The 19,473-nt window shown below is 53.9% G+C and carries 12 protein-coding genes; 4 read left to right on the forward strand and 8 right to left on the reverse strand.

The annotated features are described in order from the left end of the window. Positions 1-124 precede the first annotated feature (124 nt). The gene (locus A6X21_RS18830; protein ID WP_068851153.1) at positions 125-1,543 is read right to left on the reverse strand and encodes a sulfatase; all 1,419 of its coding nucleotides are present in this window, start codon (positions 1,541-1,543) and stop codon (positions 125-127) included. A gap of 485 nt (positions 1,544-2,028) precedes the next feature. On the opposite strand from A6X21_RS18830, the gene A6X21_RS18835 reads away from it, so the two are divergent. After that, positions 2,029-3,030: a hypothetical protein gene (locus A6X21_RS18835; RefSeq protein ID WP_131818441.1), complete on the forward strand. Its 1,002-nt coding sequence runs from the start codon at positions 2,029-2,031 to the stop codon at positions 3,028-3,030. A gap of 1,248 nt (positions 3,031-4,278) precedes the next feature. Here the strand turns inward: A6X21_RS18835 and lepA are convergent. Together lepA and asnS are read right to left on the reverse strand one after the other, a co-directional pair. Next, the gene (gene lepA / locus A6X21_RS18845; RefSeq protein WP_068851161.1) at positions 4,279-6,084 is read right to left on the reverse strand and encodes a translation elongation factor 4; all 1,806 of its coding nucleotides are present in this window, start codon (positions 6,082-6,084) and stop codon (positions 4,279-4,281) included. Between the two features lie 347 nt (positions 6,085-6,431). Beyond that, the gene (gene asnS, locus A6X21_RS18850) at positions 6,432-7,850 is read right to left on the reverse strand and encodes an asparagine--tRNA ligase (protein WP_068851164.1); all 1,419 of its coding nucleotides are present in this window, start codon (positions 7,848-7,850) and stop codon (positions 6,432-6,434) included. Between the two features lie 301 nt (positions 7,851-8,151). Between asnS and A6X21_RS18855 the strand changes: the two genes are divergently transcribed. Next, positions 8,152-8,625: a helix-turn-helix domain-containing protein gene (locus A6X21_RS18855; RefSeq protein ID WP_068851166.1), complete on the forward strand. Its 474-nt coding sequence runs from the start codon at positions 8,152-8,154 to the stop codon at positions 8,623-8,625. Beyond that, on the forward strand, positions 8,582-9,196 hold the full coding sequence (locus A6X21_RS18860; RefSeq protein WP_068851169.1) for a PIN domain-containing protein: 615 nt from the start codon (positions 8,582-8,584) through the stop codon (positions 9,194-9,196). The genes A6X21_RS18855 and A6X21_RS18860 overlap by 44 nt, the downstream gene beginning before the upstream one ends. Before the next feature lie 72 nt (positions 9,197-9,268). Here A6X21_RS18860 and A6X21_RS18865 read toward each other — a convergent pair whose 3' ends face one another. Both A6X21_RS18865 and ribD read right to left on the reverse strand, forming a co-directional pair. Continuing rightward, a complete protein-coding gene (locus A6X21_RS18865; protein WP_083233732.1) occupies positions 9,269-10,624 on the reverse strand; it encodes a DUF1015 domain-containing protein in 1,356 nt (451 codons plus the stop codon). A 97-nt stretch (positions 10,625-10,721) separates the two neighbouring features. Next, complete coding sequence (ribD, locus tag A6X21_RS18870; protein WP_083233737.1) at positions 10,722-11,927, reverse strand: bifunctional diaminohydroxyphosphoribosylaminopyrimidine deaminase/5-amino-6-(5-phosphoribosylamino)uracil reductase RibD; 1,206 nt, start codon at positions 11,925-11,927, stop codon at positions 10,722-10,724. Positions 11,928-12,806: 879 nt separating this feature from the next. On the opposite strand from ribD, the gene A6X21_RS18875 reads away from it, so the two are divergent. Further along, on the forward strand, positions 12,807-15,185 hold the full coding sequence (locus A6X21_RS18875) for a BatA domain-containing protein (protein WP_068851178.1): 2,379 nt from the start codon (positions 12,807-12,809) through the stop codon (positions 15,183-15,185). 891 nt (positions 15,186-16,076) lie between these two features. On the opposite strand, the gene A6X21_RS18885 is transcribed toward A6X21_RS18875, so the two are convergent. From A6X21_RS18885 to A6X21_RS18900, 3 genes are all read right to left on the reverse strand, one after another. Next, entirely contained in the window at positions 16,077-16,280 is a 204-nt protein-coding gene (locus A6X21_RS18885) for a histone H1 (RefSeq protein ID WP_068851266.1), read from the reverse strand. 1,319 nt (positions 16,281-17,599) lie between these two features. Further along, a complete protein-coding gene (locus A6X21_RS18895) occupies positions 17,600-18,427 on the reverse strand; it encodes a sugar phosphate isomerase/epimerase family protein (protein WP_068851269.1) in 828 nt (275 codons plus the stop codon). Positions 18,428-18,567: 140 nt separating this feature from the next. Further along, positions 18,568-19,356 carry a TatD family hydrolase gene (locus A6X21_RS18900; RefSeq protein WP_068851188.1) on the reverse strand — a complete coding sequence of 263 codons (789 nt, stop codon included), beginning with the start codon at positions 19,354-19,356 and terminating at the stop codon, positions 18,568-18,570. Between the last annotated feature and the right edge of the window lie 117 nt (positions 19,357-19,473).

A 19,473-nucleotide genomic window follows, 5' to 3' on the forward strand; every position in this document is an offset into this window, starting at 1 on the left:
GCCGAATTGATATCTGACCAGTGATCTGAAAACCCCCATTAAAAAACGCCGCGTGGCCTGAGCCGCGAGGCGTTTTTTGCTTTTTTACCGATTGGGTGTCGAAGTCACGATCACATAGCCGCCCTTAACGAGGGGGCAGCCGCTGATTGAGTTCTTTCTGCAAGGAACTGACGACCTCAGGCTGAGTGTCGGCGATGTTTCTTGTTTCACCTGCATCAACGGCATGGTCAAACAATTCCACCGTTCCGGCTTTGTCGGAATGAGCAATCAAGCGGTAGCGATCTGTCCGTATCGTCCGGGTTTTCCCCGAGTACGAGAATGCGACATGCCCTGTGGCTCTCGGATCATTGATCTGTGGAATGAGACTCACACCCTGCACAAACGAGGGAATTTCCAGCCCGGTCAGTTCGCACAACGTGGGGAAAACATCGATCGTTTCGACGACGGCTTTGGTTGCTTCACCCGGTTGTTTCAACTGACCGGTCGAGATCAGCAGCGGCGATCTCAACGATTCTTCAAACAATGTATGCTTGCCCCACACCGCATGTTCACCCAGATGCCAGCCATGGTCTCCCCACAGCACGATAATCGTATTGTCGGCCCCTTTCGTGGCAGCCAGCTTTTCCAGCAGGCGGCCCACATTCGCATCGGCATAGGTCACGCAGGCGTAGTAGTGCCGACGAATTTCATCAGCGAATGATGGGTCTTTGACGGGATCTTTCTCCCACAACTGGTACTGCCTCAACTCATTCGAGCCATGCCACGTCGATGGCCAGGTTGGCTTTTCCGGATGAGGAATGGGCAATAAGGGGAGTTGGCTCACTTTTTCGAAGTATTTTGCAGGAGATCCAAACGGCAGGTGAGGCCGAATCAATCCCACCGCCAGAAAGAACGGTTTGTCTTCGCTGGCCAGCTCATCCAGTTGTCGGAGTGACTCTTCGACAATCAGACCATCCGGATAAATGTCATCGGTCCCTTCAGTCGCCTGAAAGACCGCCATTTTCCCTTTTTCTGATGCCCGGATTTCACCATGTGCCAATCCGTGCATGGCTCCCCGGGGATGCTTCCATAGGCCGGTGGGCATGAGGTGTCGAGTCCAGGCACCGGGCATTTCGATCTGGTTGTCATCATCCCAGTTGGCTCCACCACGACCACCGGGATGATGCGAGACTTTTCCGACAGAAGCCGTCGTGTACCCCTGGCCTCGAAAGTACTCGGGCATCGAAGGTGGCACCGCATCGCCATCCTGCTTGCGGCGTTTGGCCAGTTCAAAGAGGGCATTATTGCCAGCCGGGCCATACCGGCCGGTGAGCAGCGTACACCGGGAGGCTCCACAGGTCGGTGCCTGAACATAGTGCCGGGTGAACAGCCGGCTGCGACTCGCCAGCGCATCGATGTGCGGGGTCGAAACACTTCGCGAACCATAGCACCCCAGCTCAGGCCGCAGATCATCGACACAAATCAACAGCACATTCGGCTGCGCAGCCAACGCGCAAGAGATCAGGGAGACCCAAGCCAGCGCCAACAATGAGAATTGTCTCATGGAAAATGTCTTTGAAGAGATTACAGTCAGAGATCGCTCGGACCATTGCCCGTCCGATTCATTCGAATAGATTCCCATGAATGGGCGTGCATAGTCAAATCGATAAGCGTTTGCAGAGACACAGAAACAAAGGGGTCAGCAGAAACAGAGAAACAGCGCAGAAACAAATGGGTCAGGACTGATTGTTTTGTTTTGGGTGTTTGAAAGCCTGCTGCGATACCAGGAATACTATGAGCCTGTGAGGCGGGTGAGTTGTATCATGCACTCGCAGGGTGGCCCCGGTTGAAATCCTGAGTTCTACCGGGGTGGTGAAGCCACAGGAGGGTTCTGGCTCTATTGCAGTTCTGAGAGATCACGATCTACCATGATCAGGGATCAGCATCGGGACTTTTCCGTCAACGAAACCTCTTTTGCCTCCGGCACACAGTTAGCTTGCGGACGAGCCACCTGTGCCACCCTCGGACATTGAGTAAAGGAAATAGGCCATGAGTGCTCAGAAGTTAATGGTGCGATGCGTCAACGCAGTTATCGCCTGGATTTTAATCTGTTCTTTGCCTGTCGCCACCGCGGAAGAGTCTTCTCCCCCTCGACGAGTTGTTATCGGTGCATGTAACTCGACGATACATACTCTAGCCACGATCAATGACTGGCTGCTTGTCGGAAGTGAGTCCGGACGTATCAGCGCTTGGAGCCTAAACGATCGTCGATGTCTTAAGACTTATAATTTACCGGACGCCCACTCGACTTGCAGCGCAATGTTTCCTAGCCGGGATGAGGCAGTGCTGGGGCTTTCAGACGGAAAGATCGCAATCGCATCGCTGCCGGAACTCCATTTCCACTGGATGGTAACCAATCATAAGTCGCCAGTTATTCGCGTATTGACAGTCTCTGCGAATTGTTTTGTCACCTTAAGCCTGGATGGTGACTTGCAAGTATTTCGTCGCCAGGAGAGTGGGCAGTGGAACAGCAAATCAACTCGGATCTCACAGGCCAGCTGTTTTGCGATGGCGGAGAAGGATTCGCTTCTTTGCGGAACGATTGACGGGAGCCTGCTGGAACTGAGCCTTGCAGATTTGAAAACCACTCCAGTGACTTCTTACAAAGCGAGAAGTACTGGATTCGTCGATTTGTGCCAATTGAAGAACGGAGATTTCATTTCTTCCGAAGCTGGCGACGGAGGAGCGGGGTGGGTCAGAGAGTTCAACAAGTCTTCAACGAGTGACAAGGTGTTTCTTGGAAACATTGCACCATTGTTTTTTCAAGAACAATCAACCCGACAGGTGTTTGCGACCAGCGCTTTACTCGATCGTAGTGGGGTCATCATGGTAAGAGGCCAAGAAGGCGACTTCAGCTGGAAATGCTTCGATGATTTAGTCATTCCAGTGACTTGTATGACGTTCATTCCAAACAGACAGGAACGACCAAGAGTCATTGCTGGAACGGTCAATGGCTTTGTAATTATTACTGATGGAGTCGTCTCGAAATGAGCCTTTGCTTCGTTGTCTTTCGTGACTATAGGGCAAAACAAAGGGGTCAGGACTCATTGTGGTGCTGGCCGCAGCCGGTCGCAGGAATCCACCACCGATCTGTGGGTCAATCTTGCGGGCTACTGCAACTAGGCGATTTATGGTGCACAACTGGGAGTGGTTGCCTTATCCGCTGCAAGGACGGCAGGCGGGAGCCTGCCCCACTAACTGAGAAGATACAACAGCGGGCACGGAACGTACAATAGCTATAACGAACTCATTTGAGAATCATCTTAAGGGACGTGTAAATGTCAACGACTCATAGGTATATGTCGTTAAGCATTGTGTTGATAATGCTTTCTATCTTGATTGCATTCCTATTTCTTTCGATACCTAAAGGGGACAAGCCTAGTGAACGAACTGACTGGTATGAAGGCTTTTCTCGTAACTTCTCTCCTTTTCTAAATTCATATGATTCATCCTTTGACACTTATCCGGATTTTGCATTTGTAATCAGGAATGCCGATGACTTTTCAGACTCAAGCGTGGACATAATAAGAGCATGTGAAAGCTCAATAACGGAGTGTCGCAACAATTTCAAAAGCGCGTACGCAGCGAATGGTATTCACTTTCTTTTTGAAGTGCGTGGAGAGACGGAACTCGACGGAAGTTCCCCGCTCCTTACCTCTAAAATTGTTACAGGAAGACCAAAGTGGATCCATTTTATCACGTGTGGCGGAAAGCGGAGCGAGCAAAGGTCGAACACAGAAGAGGTGAGTCTCCATGAAATGATATACTTCGGTGTGATTATTGATGCATCTGAGGTGTTTGAAGGTTCGAAGGCGCCTAGCGAGTTGATAGATGACAGCTATTCTAGCTGGAATTCAGTGAAACCCATTCGTAAGAACCGATCAGCTACTATCTACCCTCTTGCGGATAAGTATATTACTGACATAAGAGACAACAATTAGCGGATTTAAAACATCCCTGACTCCTGAGTGATACGCCGGTGCCATTGGCAGAGACGAAGGGATCGGGACTCACTTTGGTGGTGGCCTCAGACGAGCGCAGGAATCGGCCACCGATCTGTGGGTCAATCTTGCGGGCTACTGCTACTGGGCGATTTATGCTACGCAACTGGGAGTCGTTGAATTATTTGCAGCAAGGACGGCAGGCGGGAGCCTGCCCTACTAACTTTCATCTCTCGTTCCGGCGATAAGCCCAATATGGTCCGCACAGCGGACCCAACGGGGGACCAAAAGGCCACCCCTACTCATCATTCCCCGTATCAAGCACGGAGAGGAAGGCCTTCTGGGGGATCTCGACAGAGCCGAATTGCTTCATACGCTTCTTGCCCTCTTTCTGCTTTTCCAGCAGCTTGCGCTTGCGGCTGATATCACCGCCGTAGCACTTGGCAGTCACGTCTTTACGAACCGCAGAAATAGTCTCACGGGCGATAATTCGTGCCCCCAGTGCGGCCTGAATCGGAATCTCGAACTGATGCCGGGAGATTTCCTCTTTGAGCCGCTTACACAAAGCCCGGCCGCGCCTTTCTGCCGACGTCCTGTGGACAATTGTGGAAAGCGCATCGACCCGTTCGCCCTTAACCAGGATATCCATCTTCACGAGATCTGCGGCACGGTAGCCAATAATCTCGTAGTTCATGGTGCCATAGCCCTGAGTGATACTCTTAAGCTTGTCGTACATGTCGAACACGATTTCAGCCAGTGGAAGTTCCCACACCAGTTGAGCCCGCTGCGGGCCTAAGAATTCCGTGGTGACAAAGACACCCCGCCGGTCAGCACACATCTGCATGACGGCGCCGATCTTATCACTGGGCAGAATGAACGCGACTTTTGCAATCGGCTCGCGAAACTCGGTAATCGAGCCCGCATCAGGGACTTCCTGAGGATTATCGATAAAAACTTCTTCTCCGTTGGTCTTGAGAATCTGATACGTCACGTTCGGTGCCGTTTGAATCAGATCGACATTGGCTTCCTTTTCGAGCCTCTGCTGGATGATCTCCATGTGGAGCATCCCCAGAAATCCGCAGCGGAAACCAAATCCCAGAGCTTCACTCGTATCGGCAGCAAAACTGAAGCTGGCATCATTGAGGCTCATGCGGGCGAGTTCTTCCCGGAGATGCTCAAAATCTGAGGCATCAATCGGGTACATCCCGCAGAACACCATCTGCTGAGGAATTTCATAACCGGGAAGTGGAGCGGCTGGTCGCCTCAGATAATCGCAGACGGTATCTCCCACATGCACGTTGCCCAGCACTTTAATGCCCGTGACGATGTAACCCACCTGGCCAGGTCCCAGTTCTTCGCAAGGGAGCATATGGGGTCGGAACTGGCCAATTTCCAGAATCTCATGGGCTGTCCCGGCCTTCATGAAATAGATTTTCTGGCCTTTGGAAATCGTCCCTTCCTTTACACGGATGTAAGTGATCACACCACGGTAATGATCATATTTGCTGTCGAAGACCAGTGCCCGCAATGGATCATCCGGCTTCCCTTTGGGTGCCGGTATCCGCTCGACAATGGCCTTGAAGACATCTTCAATCCCAATACCAGCTTTGGCAGAGACTTTGAGTGCATTCGATGTATCCAGCCCTACGACCGATTCGATTTCTTCCATCACCTCGGGAATACGGGTGACCGGCAGATCGATCTTGTTGAGCACAGGGATGATTTCCAGATCGCAACCAATTGCGGCGTACGCATTGGCCACCGTCTGAGCCTGCACTCCCTGAAAAGCATCGACAACCAGCAACGCCCCTTCACAAGCGGCCAGACTTCGTGAGACTTCATAATGAAAGTCCACGTGACCAGGCGTATCGATCAGATTGATCTCGTATTCCTGCCCATCCAGCGTGTAACGGATGGCCACCGCCCGCGCTTTGACCGTAATGCCGCGTTCTCGTTCCACATCCAGGTCATCGAGAATCTGCTCGCGGAATTCCCGCTGGGTAATGGCTCCACTTTTCAGCAGAAGCTGGTCGGCGAGAGTGCTTTTCCCGTGATCAATATGGGCAATGATCGAGAAGTTACGAATAAATCGCTGATCAAACATGGACTGCCTGAGCCGGTTTTGTGTGGATAATTTTGTTCAGTCGAACCAGAATCCAAGAAGAATTCCAGTGCGTGAAAAATGATCTAAGTGATTATAAAGTAACAGTTTGCGATATCCGACCATAGCCAGGATACTGGCTGCACAAAAGTCTGCCGCCTGAGCCGTTTCGCAGACAACTTCCACGCCACAGCCTGGATTTCCGATTGCCAGCCCAACTTCAGTGTCGCGAGCCTGCCGATTGGGGTCAAGCAGCCTGGCTGGCTCCCTACCGACAGATTCTCAGTCTCCGCAAGGTATTGTAGCGGATCGGCCCCGTTTCACAGGCCTCTTTTATTGGCTGGCAATTGTTAAAAGTCAGCCGATTTCGGAGTTCGCGGGAATGGAATGCAGTCGCGAATGTTCTGCATGCCGGTAATCATCTGCACGGTTCTTTCCAGACCCAGCCCGAAGCCACTGTGAGGAACTGTGCCATACTCCCGCAGTTCGAGGTACCACCAGTAATCGGCAGGATTCAAACCGCATTCCTGCATGCGGCTGATCAGCACATCGTGTCGCTCTTCACGCTGGCTCCCACCAATGATTTCACCAATGCCAGGGACCAGCACATCCATGGCCCGGACGGTTTTCCCATCATCATTCGCCCGCATGTAGAATGATTTAATCTCTCGCGGATAATCCGTCAGGATCACTGGCTGCTTGAAGTGTTTCTCGGTCAGAAACCGTTCATGTTCCGATTGCAGATCCTTCCCCCAGCCCACGGGATACTCAAAGCTCTGCCCCGATTTCAGCAGGATCTCGACCGCCTCGGTGTAGGTCAGCTTGATGAAGTCATGTTCCGTAATGTTCTCTAGTGTCGCCAGCAGCGTCGGCTCAATGCGATCATTGAAGAACTGCAGATCATCCGGACAGCGGGCCAGCACACTCTTGATCACTGACCGGACAAAGTCCTCCGCCAGAGCCATATTGTCTTCCAGTTCATAGAACGGCATCTCAGGCTCAATCATCCAGAACTCGGCCAGATGCCGGGTGGTATTGCTGTTCTCAGCGCGGAAGGTCGGCCCAAACGTGTAACAATCTCCCACGGAGCACGCAAAGATTTCGCCTTCCAGTTGACCACTCACTGTCAGGCCGGCTTTCTTGCCAAAAAAGTCTTTCGTGTAATCAATTTCGAAAGGCTTGCCAGCTTCACTGTTTCTGGAACCCTGCAACTGTCCCAGTTTTGCCAGATCAAGCGTTGTCACCTGAAACATGTGACCGGCTCCCTCACAATCACTCGTCGTGATGATCGGCGCGTGAATGTAAAGAAAACCGCGATCCTGAAAGTAGCGATGAATGGCGTCGCAAATCGCATTGCGGACGCGAGCCATCGCACCAAATGTGTTTGTGCGCGGCCGCAAATGGGCTTTTTCCCGCAGAAACTCGAAGCTGTGCCCCTTCTTCTGCAGCGGGTACTTTGCGGCATCGGCCTGCCCCAGCACTTTCAAAGTCCGGGCATGCAGTTCCACCTTCTGCCCTTGCGCTGGCGACTCTTTCAGTTCCCCCGTCACCGCGAGACTCGCCCCGGTCTGCACCAGCTTGATCAATTCCTCGTAATCCGGCAGCGACTTGTCGGCCACGATCTGCAGATTGGCAAACGAACTTCCATCATTGAGTTCAATGAAGGCAAACCCCTGTTTCGACTCCCGCCGGGTTCGCACCCAGCCACGCACATCGACAATCGTTCCAGGAGCAGTTTTCTTCAGGCAATCAGCAACTTTCGTCCGCATGGAAGGCACACTTTCATCCGTGAGGTCGCCCCTTAAGGGCAACAGGCATTGAATTCTTCGAGCCCGAAACAAAACTCACACCGGTAAGAACTCACACCGACATGGTCCAGATTCTCCCGCGAAGTGAGTCAAAAGAACAGCCTTGGCCAGGCCACGTTTCGCATCGACAAATCTTGTGCTTTCGAAAGTGCTTTTTGAGCAGCATTCGGTTGGCACCGATTGAAAAAAGCTGTTTCGAATGTTTCGAATATTGCGTTGGCTTCGATTGCGTCTATAATTCAATGTCGAGGAGTGCGTGCTGATGTCAAAACAAAGAAATGTCACCACCGACATGATCACACCGTCATCCGTCGATGCACGACTCGCGCTCGAAGGCTGCCGGCAATTGGCCCATTACGATGTGACCAGCCCCAACTTGTCGCTACAACTGCGAATTCAATCTCAAGAACTGCCGGAAGAGACGCTTTCAATTCCAGTGTCGGCATTGCAGCTGCTCAAGGATATCCTGGCACAAATGGCTCAGGGACATGCCGTGATGCTTGTTCCCATGCATGTGGAACTCACCACTCAGCAGGCAGCCGATATTCTCAATGTCTCTCGGCCCTATCTCATTGAGCAATTGGAAAACAATCTCATTCCCTACCGAAAAGTTGGCTCCCATCGCCGGATTCTGTTCAAGGATTTAATGGAATACAAACAGGCGATGGACCAGCAGCGACTGCAAGCACTGGATGAACTGGCGGCCCAGGCTCAGGAATTGGGGATGGGTTACTGATGTGGCAAACCTGACGGTTCTTTGCGATGCCTGCGTGCTTTACCCGGCTCCATTGCGCGATCTGCTCATGCATCTCGCTGTGATGGGCCTGTTTCGCCCCCAATGGACGCCGACCATTCACGAGGAGTGGATCAGGAATGTGCTCATCAACCGCCCCGATCTGAAGCCCGAGCAACTTCAGCGAACTCGAGCACTCATGGAAGCCTCTGTTCCAGACGGGTTAATCACAGGCTACGAACAGCTCATTGAAACTGTCGCACTGCCAGATCCAGATGATCGACACGTTCTGGCAGCAGCAATTTTCTCCGGAGTCAACACAATCCTGACATTCAATTTCAAGGATTTTCCTGAGACATCTTTGAAACCATACGGCATCGAAGCATTACACCCAGACAACTTTCTTATAAGTCTGTTTGAAACAACGCCAACTCAGGTTTGCATCGCTGTCAAAAGGCATCGATTGAGTCTCAAAAACCCTCCGAAAGGTGTCGAGGATTATCTCAGCACCATGAATGCGCAGAGATTAACTCAATTTGTCTCTCAACTTCAGAAGTTCACAGAATGGATTTAACCTGATGGACTCATGGTTGATAGTTAACAGATGATACGAATTGAGGGGCAACATGGCCCAATCGTTGCCATCTTACGTCAACGGATTCAACACCATTCCCGAGCGGAGCTTGGGGTAGAAGTAGGTCGATTTGGGAGGTAGCACCTCACCTCCCTGGGCAATCATTTCCACCTGGGTGACACTCGTCGCAGGAACCAGCACTGCCAGACCGGCAGTCTTTTCTTCGATGGAGCGGGCGGCTGTCTGATCTTCATGGACGTACTCGAGATCGGCTTCTTCCCGTAGATGCACCAGTGGTGCCAATCGTGGCAGCACCAGTTGATGCAGCACACTGACTGGTAACTGACACCACTCAGCCGATTTGCCGGGAGAAGCCAGCCGCATCGAGGCCATGTCTTTCAATTCAGCCACTACCCACGTCGAATCAGCAGAAGTTCCCAGGGCGAGGGCACAGCCGTTCCCACAGGATTGTGCCAGATCCCACGCATCCTGGGCTGCTGTCGCATGGCTCCCGACCACATCCACTTCAAACACTGGCGTAAGCGCCATACCAATCTGCTGAGCCGTCAATCCCTGCCAGTTTTTGACGATGCGATGTGTCGGCAACACGATGAGCCCGTCGTCTTCCGAAGCGACGAACATGCACATCACCGAGTTCGCGGCATGCAGTTCATTCGTGATTGTGCCCGTTGCCACCAGTTCATCGCGATAGGCGAGGGCCGTCTCATAGCGATGATGTCCATCCGCAATCACCACTGGCCGACTCTTCATCAGCGAGGTCACTTTCGACATCACCTGCGGGTCGGTAATCGGCCAGAGCTGGTGCAGGACTCGCTGTTCGTCAATCAGTTGTACCCCCGTTTGACCTGCCAGAGCGGTCGTCAGCACCTGTTCGATCTCACCGGCCGGGTCTTCATACAAACCGAAAATGGGCGACAGATTGGTCTTTACAGCACGAAAGAGCTTCAACCGATCGGCCTTCGGTGCCGCCAGCGTGCGCTCATGCGGGAAGACCTGGCCTGCACCAAACGGGGAGAGCTTGAGCCGCCCGAGAAATCCTTTTCGCACATATCTTTCGCCAGCGATCTCGAATGTCTGGTGATACACGTAATAGGCATCGGCATGATCACGCGCCAGGATGCCATCGAGCTTGAACTGTGCCAGAAGTGCAGCCGCCCGTTGATAACGTTCATCGGGCACTGGATCATCAGGCAGCGATTCCGGCAGGATCAGGTGCACGATATTCGCCGAATGTTTCTGCCTGAACTGGATCAGTTCCTCCGGCCCGATCACGTCATAGGGCGGCGCCGTCACGTCGGCCAGATCACCGACTTGCCCCAGTTGATAACGCCATCCACAAAACGGACTCACATCGACCATATCAACCTGGCACATTTCACAAAGGACAAACAAGTGGCCCACAATCATCCACGATAGGTCACTGCGGCCAGATGACCCTCTGCGAAGTGTGGCAGAAGTCAGCCAAAAGTTCGACCCTGTCGCTCTGTGGTGGATTTTCCAGCTTTCACGCGTCGACAGGGTTCATCCACGGCAGGCGATCGATCGCCACCCGGCGAACTCCATGGAAATACGCATCTTTGTCGATCGTGGTAAACGCTCCCGAAGCGAACTCTTCACCTTCGAAAATCGTCATTCGTCCTTTACCTGCAATGGGCGATGAAGCCGCCGATCCTCCGACCAGCTTCGGTGCAATATACGCATGCACTTCATCGATCAGATCCAGATCACAAAATGATCCCAGAATGCGTGCGCCCCCCTCAACCAGAAGATGGGCCATGCCGGCAGCGCGAATTTTTTCCAGCAGATGAATCAAGCACGGGTGATGCGCCAAACCAATATCTGTCGAGCCACAAGGCAGCGACCACACCTGGCAACCCGCGGCTTCCAGCACTTGCCGCCGTTGCTGCCAGTCGGCTTCTCTCTCGGCCATCTGCAGATGTTCCGGGCCAATCGTGGCCACAATGGTGGGGATCTTTCTTGCCGTCTGTACCAGTTGACTGTGCGTGCTGATCGACAGCCGCGAGTCGAGCACAATTCTCGCGGGTGTCCGCCGTGGTCCTTTCCAGTCGTCCGGCAGGCGGACATTGAGTTGCGGATCATCCACCAGCACAGTGCCAATCCCGACGACGATGGCATCGACACGTCCTCGCAGTTCGTGGACAGTCCGCCGCGATGCCTCGCTGGATATCCAGTGCGAATGCCCGGTCTTGGTCGAGATTTTTCCGTCCAGCGTCATGGCCCACTTGGCATGCACCCAGGGCCTGTTGGCACATTGAAAGGCGACAAACGGGGCCAGCAGTTCACGGGCTTTGTCTGCACAGCGACCAACATTCACCGTGATGCCGGCTTGCCGCAATTTGTGAATTCCCTGACCCGAAACATGAGCCGCCGGATCGATCACTGCAGTTTCCACATGACGAATTCCAGCCGCGATCAGCGCATCGGCACAGGGAGGTGTTTTTCCAAAGTGAGAGCAGGGCTCGAGAGTGGTGTAAATCGTGGCGCCGCGCGCTTTCTCACCAGCCTTTGCCAGGGCATGCACTTCGGCATGAGGCCCGCCAAACTTTTCATGCCAGCCTTCGCCCAGAAGCTGCAAATGTTCGTCAACCACTACAGCTCCCACAGCCGGATTGGGCTCGACAAAACCGACTCCACGACGAGCCAGGTTCAGGGCATATTCCATCACAGCGTCTGGTGTGGCGAATCGCATGTTCTTCCTTTGGCCCCGTCGTTGATTGCCCGTGCTGAGTTTCATCCATGATCAGTGCCAAACTCATTCAGTGCCATGCTTGCGGCTTTGTCTTAAGCTAATACCAAGCCAGCATGCCTCCCACGACTGTATGGCTGGGGTCAAACGTCTTCGTTGGACCCCCATGTCATTGGACTCTGATTGTTAATGACAAACATGCTATCCATTCAGGAAAACATATCGCGATTGCATTCGTGCTGGCAACGCATGGTCACTCTTGGCAGATGCACACATCCACCCCCTGCCACCCTTTCTTCCCTCTCCCACGCGGACGCTGGCGAGGGTTTCTTAGCTCCTTCTCTCGTTCCGATGGGAGAAGGCCGGGATGAGGGTGAGCCCGAACCTATTTGGGGATCTATCCACAACGAGCTCTATCGCGAGCTGCTTTTCCTTCTCGCTCTAATGACAGTCAATTGGCGCCCCTCCGGATACCTCGCTGACCGATACGCATCGAATGGAAAGACCCTCACCCGGCACTTCGTGCCACCCTCTCCCACGCAGACGCGGGCGAGGGTTTCTTAGCTCCTTCTCCCGTTCCGACGGGAGAAGGCCGGGATGAGGGCAAGCCCGCACGTATTTGGGCGTGTGATGCACCAGCGGCGGGTGGCTGGGGTCAAACGTCCTCGTTTGCCCCCAGTTTGTTGGGCGCTGGTTGTTCATCCCGATGTTCATGGGGAGGAACCTGACAGAGGCACTCGTCCTCGTGAACTCGATTGACCAGGGGAAGCATGCAGACATCCACTCATCACCATGGAATTCCGGGTTGAGTCTTACAATCTCCTCGGAATTCCCCCTATCATAATGACCAGAAGTTGAAAGTATGGTCTTCGGGATGCCGATGTGAGTTTTGCTGATCCATGGTTGTTGTGGGGGCTGCTGCTGGGAGTCGTGCCGCTGGTTCTGCACCTGTGGAAACGTCGCCAGCCGGTCAGGCTCCCCTGGGCCGCCATGCAGTTTCTCACAGCCGCCATCGAAAAAAATCGCCGACGATTGCAACTGGAAGAACTCTGGCAACTCGCCTTTCGTCTGGCAATCATCATGCTCCCGGCTGTGGCACTCGCCCGGCCCATCTGGTCTTCAGCAGCAATTACAGTTTCCGAAACCCCTTCGACTCTGCAGATTCTCCTGCTCGATACCACGCTCAGTATGGGGACATTGACCGCTGCCCGGGCCGAAGCTCTCCCGTCAGCGTTATCAGCGACTCAAAACCAACCCTCCACCTGGAGCAGGGCACTCGATCGAGCCCGCGAAATCGTCAACAACGCACCTCAGGGGACAGCGTTCCAACTGGTGCTGCTTCAAGGCGATGAAGCACGCGCCCTGATCTCCGAACCTTCCCGCGCCAAGGCCGAAATCCTCCGGGAACTCGATCAGCTTCAACTCACACAATCGGCAGGCAATCCACTCGCCAGCTTACGCCGTGTTCGTCAATGGCTGACTCCTGCATCCGAGCGCGAGCCACTCTTCGAGCAGCAGGTGGTCTCGCTGATCACCGACCTGCAGGAATCCACCTGGGATCTTTCCCCCGGCACACCCACCAGCCAGATCCTGCTCGAAATTCAACAACACGCGGCTCTTCAATGGGAAGACGTGGGCTTTGAAATCCCCGCGAATTATGCCATCACCAGAGCCGAAATCGTGGCCCCGATCCTGTTACGAAAAGAATCGTTTCGACTCGAAGTGACGGTCACGAGCCTCGGGAAACCACCTGCAGATCCTGCACCTCTCGTGGTCTTTCTCAAGGTTGATGGCCAGCTCTCACAAACCGCCCCCGTGATCCTGAATTCCCAGGAGCTTCCTTCGGGCCGTCAGACCGAAGCCAACATTTCGTTTGATCTCCGTTTTGAAGTCGCCGGAGAACGCACCATGGAAGTGGGCCTCGACCGCAAGGAGAATGCCGGCAAATCGCTGCGATTACCCGTCGATGAGCGCCCTCAGGATGATGTCCGTTATCTTGTGGCTCCCATTCGTGACCGGCTCAAAATTCTGCTGGTCGATGGCAAGCCTGCGAAAACACGTTTTGAAAATGCGACCGATTTTCTGCGTCTGGCCCTCGATCCCAGCGATGAGCAAGACCAGTACCAGATCAACGTGATCCCAGCGGATGAACTGCTCTCGAATCGACTCCCTGAGTACGATGTCGTCTGCCTCTGCGATCTTCCAGAACTTTCAGCCAATGAATTGAATGCTGTCGAAGCGTACCTAAGACAAGGTGGCGGCCTGATCATCGGTTTCGGCAGCCAGATTCAACTGGGTGCCTGGCGTTCCGTACTGAATCAGTCGGCCTCATGGTGGCCACTCGAACTCGATTCGATCGTCGGCTCTCCGGAAAATCCCGAGGAAATCTTTTCCTTCGATCCTTTGAACTACCAGCACCCCATCCTGTTCCCCTTTGCCGGTCAATCGGGGACAGGTTTAACCGCAACAAAAACCTTCGCCTATCTGCGAATGCTGGCCCGGCCCGAAATCCAGAGCCAGGTCGCACTGCAATTCAGTTCCGGCGACCCGGCAATTGTCACCAGCAGTGTCGGTGCTGGTCGACTGGTGATTGTGGCCACTCCGTTTGATCGTACCTGGGGAACATGGGCCTTGTGGGGACATAGTCTCGTTCCTCTCAGCCACGAAATGGTGCGCTATGCAGCCGCTGATTCCCGGCAGGTGCGCAGTACCATCGCCGGTGAGCCAGTCTTCCCCCATGCGGCCATTCTGAAAACCATGCAGAGCCCGAACAGCTCGAATGAAACAAATACCTCAAGCTGGATCTGGCGTACACCTGGAGGTGCAGACACACTCGTGGCCCCACAGCCTGATCAAGCCTTGGCAGTCCCTTATCAGGCCGGGCTCTATCGACTGTCTCGCAGCACCCAGGGATTGATCCCTTCGCCATCCATGAATACCGGCACTTCCCGCGATCTATCGAGTCCTGCAACAGGCTGGTTCTGGTTCGCAGTGAATCCTGATCTCCGCGAATCGTCACTTGCCCGCTGGCCTGTGCCTGCCACGGAAAACGCCAGCCACAGAACTCCAGGAAGCCCCACCCCGCTCATCTCTCAACAGCCTGGGCAGGAGACCGCAGCTTCCAGCGCGCCGCCCCCCTCAAATACGCGTGTGAAAAGCAGCGACAACCCGAGCGAATATCTCCCCCGCTGGCTGCTCCTGCTGGTATTGCTGCTGCTGCTCAGCGAGGGTGTTTTCAGCAAAGGTCTTTTCCGTCGTTAACACGGGTGACAGGTGACGGGTGGCCCGGCCAACTCGTGCCCAACTCTTTGTCTATGGGTTGCCGTGAATTTTCACGGCAACAAGAAGCCGCGCCATGCACATTCCCCTCTGGAACCCTCGCCCGCGTCATCGTGGGAGAGGGCAGGGTGAGGGTCTTCTCCCTGTCTTATTGTGTTATGTGCCATGCTTGCAGCTCTGGGCAAGCATGTCTTCGCGCCGGGTGGCAAGGGTCGGATGTCTTTATCCGCCCCCTGGTCAACAAGGTTCCCCAGCGCAAACGCATCCGAAAGAGAGATCATGACTTTACATGCTGTTCGTCAAGAACCAACCAGAGTCCCATGAGCTTGGGGGCAAACGAAGACGTTTGACCCCACCCACGCAGTCTCCAGTCACACCGCAGAACAATCGGCATTCAGAGTTGTGTATATAGACAGCAGCTCCGGGCAAGCATGGCACATAACCAACCCAGCGCCAGGCTCTCCTGGGAAATTCGCGTTAATGACGTCTCCAGAAAACAGCAAAGGGCAGCCATTCCAGGATGGCCGCCCTCTGCTCGCTGTAACGTTGCTGCCCGGCTGATCGACTTTCATCCATCAACCGCCATCAGCTCATGAGAACTGAGGCAAGTGTGTTTCCTGTAGAGAACTACACGAAACTTGGCAGCCTTGTGTGCATAAAAGTGAAGTCAATCGTCTTGAAAGTGAAACAGGTCACGCAGAGAGATGGGGCTGGGCGTCGATTCGATGAAGCATTGGGAACGCCCATGCCACATATCGAATCTGGGCTCGCCGAATTCTGCTGCCCGTAACACTCGCTTCAGGACAGATGGTCGATTTTGCAATACGACCTGCCTGAACGCCTGAAACCTCACCCGCAGGTGAGGTTCAAGATTTACGGAGCTGGTGTCGGAGCAGGAGCTGCCTTCTTGACTGTCTTCTTGGCCACAGCCTTCTTGACAGCCTTCTTGGCAACAGCCTTCTTCGCCACAGCCTTCTTGGCGACGGCCTTCTTGGCAACAGCCTTCTTAGCGACGGCCTTCTTGGCAACAGCCTTCTTCACGACGGCCTTCTTAACGGCGGCTTTCTTCTTGGCCACTTGCTCTTCCTCCAAAAAAGAGAACTGTCGTGACCATCCTTCCCGCTGGCTTACCGGGCATCATGCGGAGAAAGGCGGGTCACATAAAAACTGTTCGTAACCGACTGCCAACCTTGGCGAGTCGAGTAACGTCATCATCAACCTGCTTCGCTGATCACGATTGTTGTCGTGTTGTTTGCGACCTTGGCAGAGGTCATCTCACTCACTTGACAACAGGCATGTTGATCACAACATCACTGAACTGGCGACATCGTATGAATTCCTTGAAATTCTTCAAGCCAATTATCTGCTCACAGCACTCAAAATCTGTTGAATTCTGAAAGGTTTTTACAACCTGCTCTTCATGGCCAGCCACAAGCCTGCCTTTGCGCGACCTTCATGCATCACATCCAGACCATGCAGATCACGTCTTGAACACCGCAATCACATGCAGCATCGCGACTCGTCAAAACCCATGCACATCAACTGCTGAAGAACCTCTGGCTCTGACGTGATGAGCTGCATCGTGTCATGAGCATCCGTGGAATATCTCTTAAAAACGCCTGAAAAATAGACGTTTCTGTAATGTCTGTCAGACACACTCGCATGATCATCAGCCATCTTGCACGGCCCATCATCACATCCCCTCCTCGAAGGAAAAGATGTTCTAGGATGATGCACTCACCCCTCTCCAGATCATGCTCCATCATTTGCAAGACGGGTTCGACACGATCATCGGCCATCACTCACGACCAGCCTTCAGCATCCCTTAACTCAATGCGAAAAATTTTATGAGAAGATCAGACTTTTTGATCGTTCGATTCGAGTCATACCCTCTGATGATGGGCGCGAGCCACCTGATCTCGAGGGATGAGAACTTGAATCACAGCCCAAGTTCCATCACTACGCTCCACCAAGAGCAATGAATAAGGAAAGGTTGTTGCTCTTCATGGGCCGCCCATAACAACAGGCAGAGGGAACCTGCTGTGATCTGGCCTCGACGTATGGCTGGCGACCGGGAGTCCCCCGCGAGCAGACATGGGCAAAGCGGCTTCACCCCTTCTCACGGGAGCAGCGCATGTCACTGGTTCACCACGAAGGACACGAAGATCAGGAAGAGAAAACATGGACAAATTCTGGCAAGTGGCAGAAAGCATTGCACGAAGAGGCGAAGACGCCAAGGCTGTGAAGGGGGAAGAGTTGGTGCATTTCGCTGGCGCTGCATGGCACCCTACGGTTGGAAGAATAGAGCAGACCCTCACCCGGCTCTTTCCATCGCAGACACGGGCGAGGTTTCCAGAATTGGCCACCCAACAACCAACTCCCAACAATCAGACACTTCAGCAGGAGCGGGCGTCTTCGCAGAAGCGCTGCATGTGAGCAATACTCTCTCGGGCAATCACTTCCGCTCCCGGGCTGTAATCAAAGACTTCCACACTCACCCACTTCGCATAGCCCGACTTGAACAGTGCATCAAAAATCGGTGCAAAATCTGTCGTCCCCATCCCAGGGCCCAGCAGATTGGCATCATTCACATGGAAGTGAGACGTATAGCTGGCGTACTTCATGATCAACTGATCAATCGGCGTCGGCTCACTGAGCATTGCCTTCACATCCTGATGCAGTCGGATCCATGGCGAGCCAATCTGATCAATCAGCGCGACAGCCTCGCCGCACGTGTTGAGAAAATTGGTCTCTTTAGGAGACAGCGGCTCGAGGCACAACGTCACCCGGGTCTCAGCCAGAACAGGTTCAATCGCTTCCAGCACTTCCCGAGCATGCTCCATGCCCGTTTCTTTCGTCATCCCCACTTCCAGTTGCCGCTGCTGTGGTGAACCCAGCACGAGAATCTGACCACCCAGATCGGCACACCCTCGGGCCAGTTCCGCCAGATAAGCCGCCGTCTTCTGACGAACTGCCGCTTCCTTGGTCGTGAGATGAAACCCCTCTGTCTTCGCCAGCAGCCAGTGCAGGCCAATGATCGACAGTCCATGCGACTGAGCCACCCGGCGATACTCGGCCCGCTGCCCGCTGCTCACATCCGTAATCCGTGGAGCCAGCGTAAACGGTGCGACTTCCAATCCTTGATAACCCAGCTCCGCCGAGAAAGCGCACTGACGCTCCCAGCTCCAGCCTTCGTAAAGTTCCTGGCAGATTGCAAATCGCATGAATGCCTTCCGGAATGACAACACGCCCTCAAAACGAGCACTCAAGGGCCAATCAAAAAACATCTTCTCTCGAACTCGTAATCTAGTCGAGAGCATCCCTTCGATGAAAGAGAGGTTCACCCGGCATTCGACAAACAAACTCAGGTCAATGGTGCCGGCCAACCCAGAAGCCGGAGCGCATTCGCAGTCGTTGTCGTCGCCAGTTCATGGCGATCGATTTGCCTCGCATCGGCCAGCTTACCCAAGGTGTAACGGACATGGGCCGGTTCGTTCCGTTTTCCACGCAAAGGAACCGGAGCCAGATACGGCGCGTCAGTCTCAATCAGAATCCGGTCCAGAGGGGCTTCTGTGGCCACAGCCAGCAGGGCCTCATTGCGTTTGTATGTAATCATCCCGGAAAACGACAGATACAAACCCAGCTCCAGACACTTCCGAGCCGTCTCGGCACTTCCGGCAAACGAGTGCATCAGACCGCACAGCGGAGCCATCCGCGACATCTCTTCCAGTAACAGCAGTGTTTCAGGCTCTGCATCCCGGCAATGGACAATAAAAGGCTTCTTCACTTCCCACGACAGTTCGATATGCCGGCGGAAATAATCCTGCTGCAACTCGATGGGTGTCTGCTTCCAGTACTGATCCAGACCGGTTTCACCCACAGCCAGCACCAGCGGATGACGTGCCAACTGGCAGATCTCGCTCCAGTCGGTCGGCTGAGTCCCAGAGCAGTAATTCGGATGAATCCCCACAGCAGCCCGCACGTGAGGCTCCCGCTCCGCCAATTCAATCGCTCGCTGACTGCTGGCCAGAGTCGTACCAATCGAGAGCATGCGGGTGACACCCAGGGCAATCGCCCGCTCGATGACATCGTCCCGCTCATTCAGAAAGGCATCTTCATCGAGATGGCAATGCGTATCGAACAACTCATCCATGGAATTTCAGAACATCCGATTAAAGGTCGCACCACTGCCCGTACACTCGGCCTTTGTAACGATCGGCATGGCTCGTCAAAACTTTGCAAAACAACATCTTGGAGCAATCACTATCTC

Origin of the sequence: Planctopirus hydrillae, assembly GCF_001707835.1 — a bacterium.
Lineage (GTDB): Bacteria > Planctomycetota > Planctomycetia > Planctomycetales > Planctomycetaceae > Planctopirus > Planctopirus hydrillae.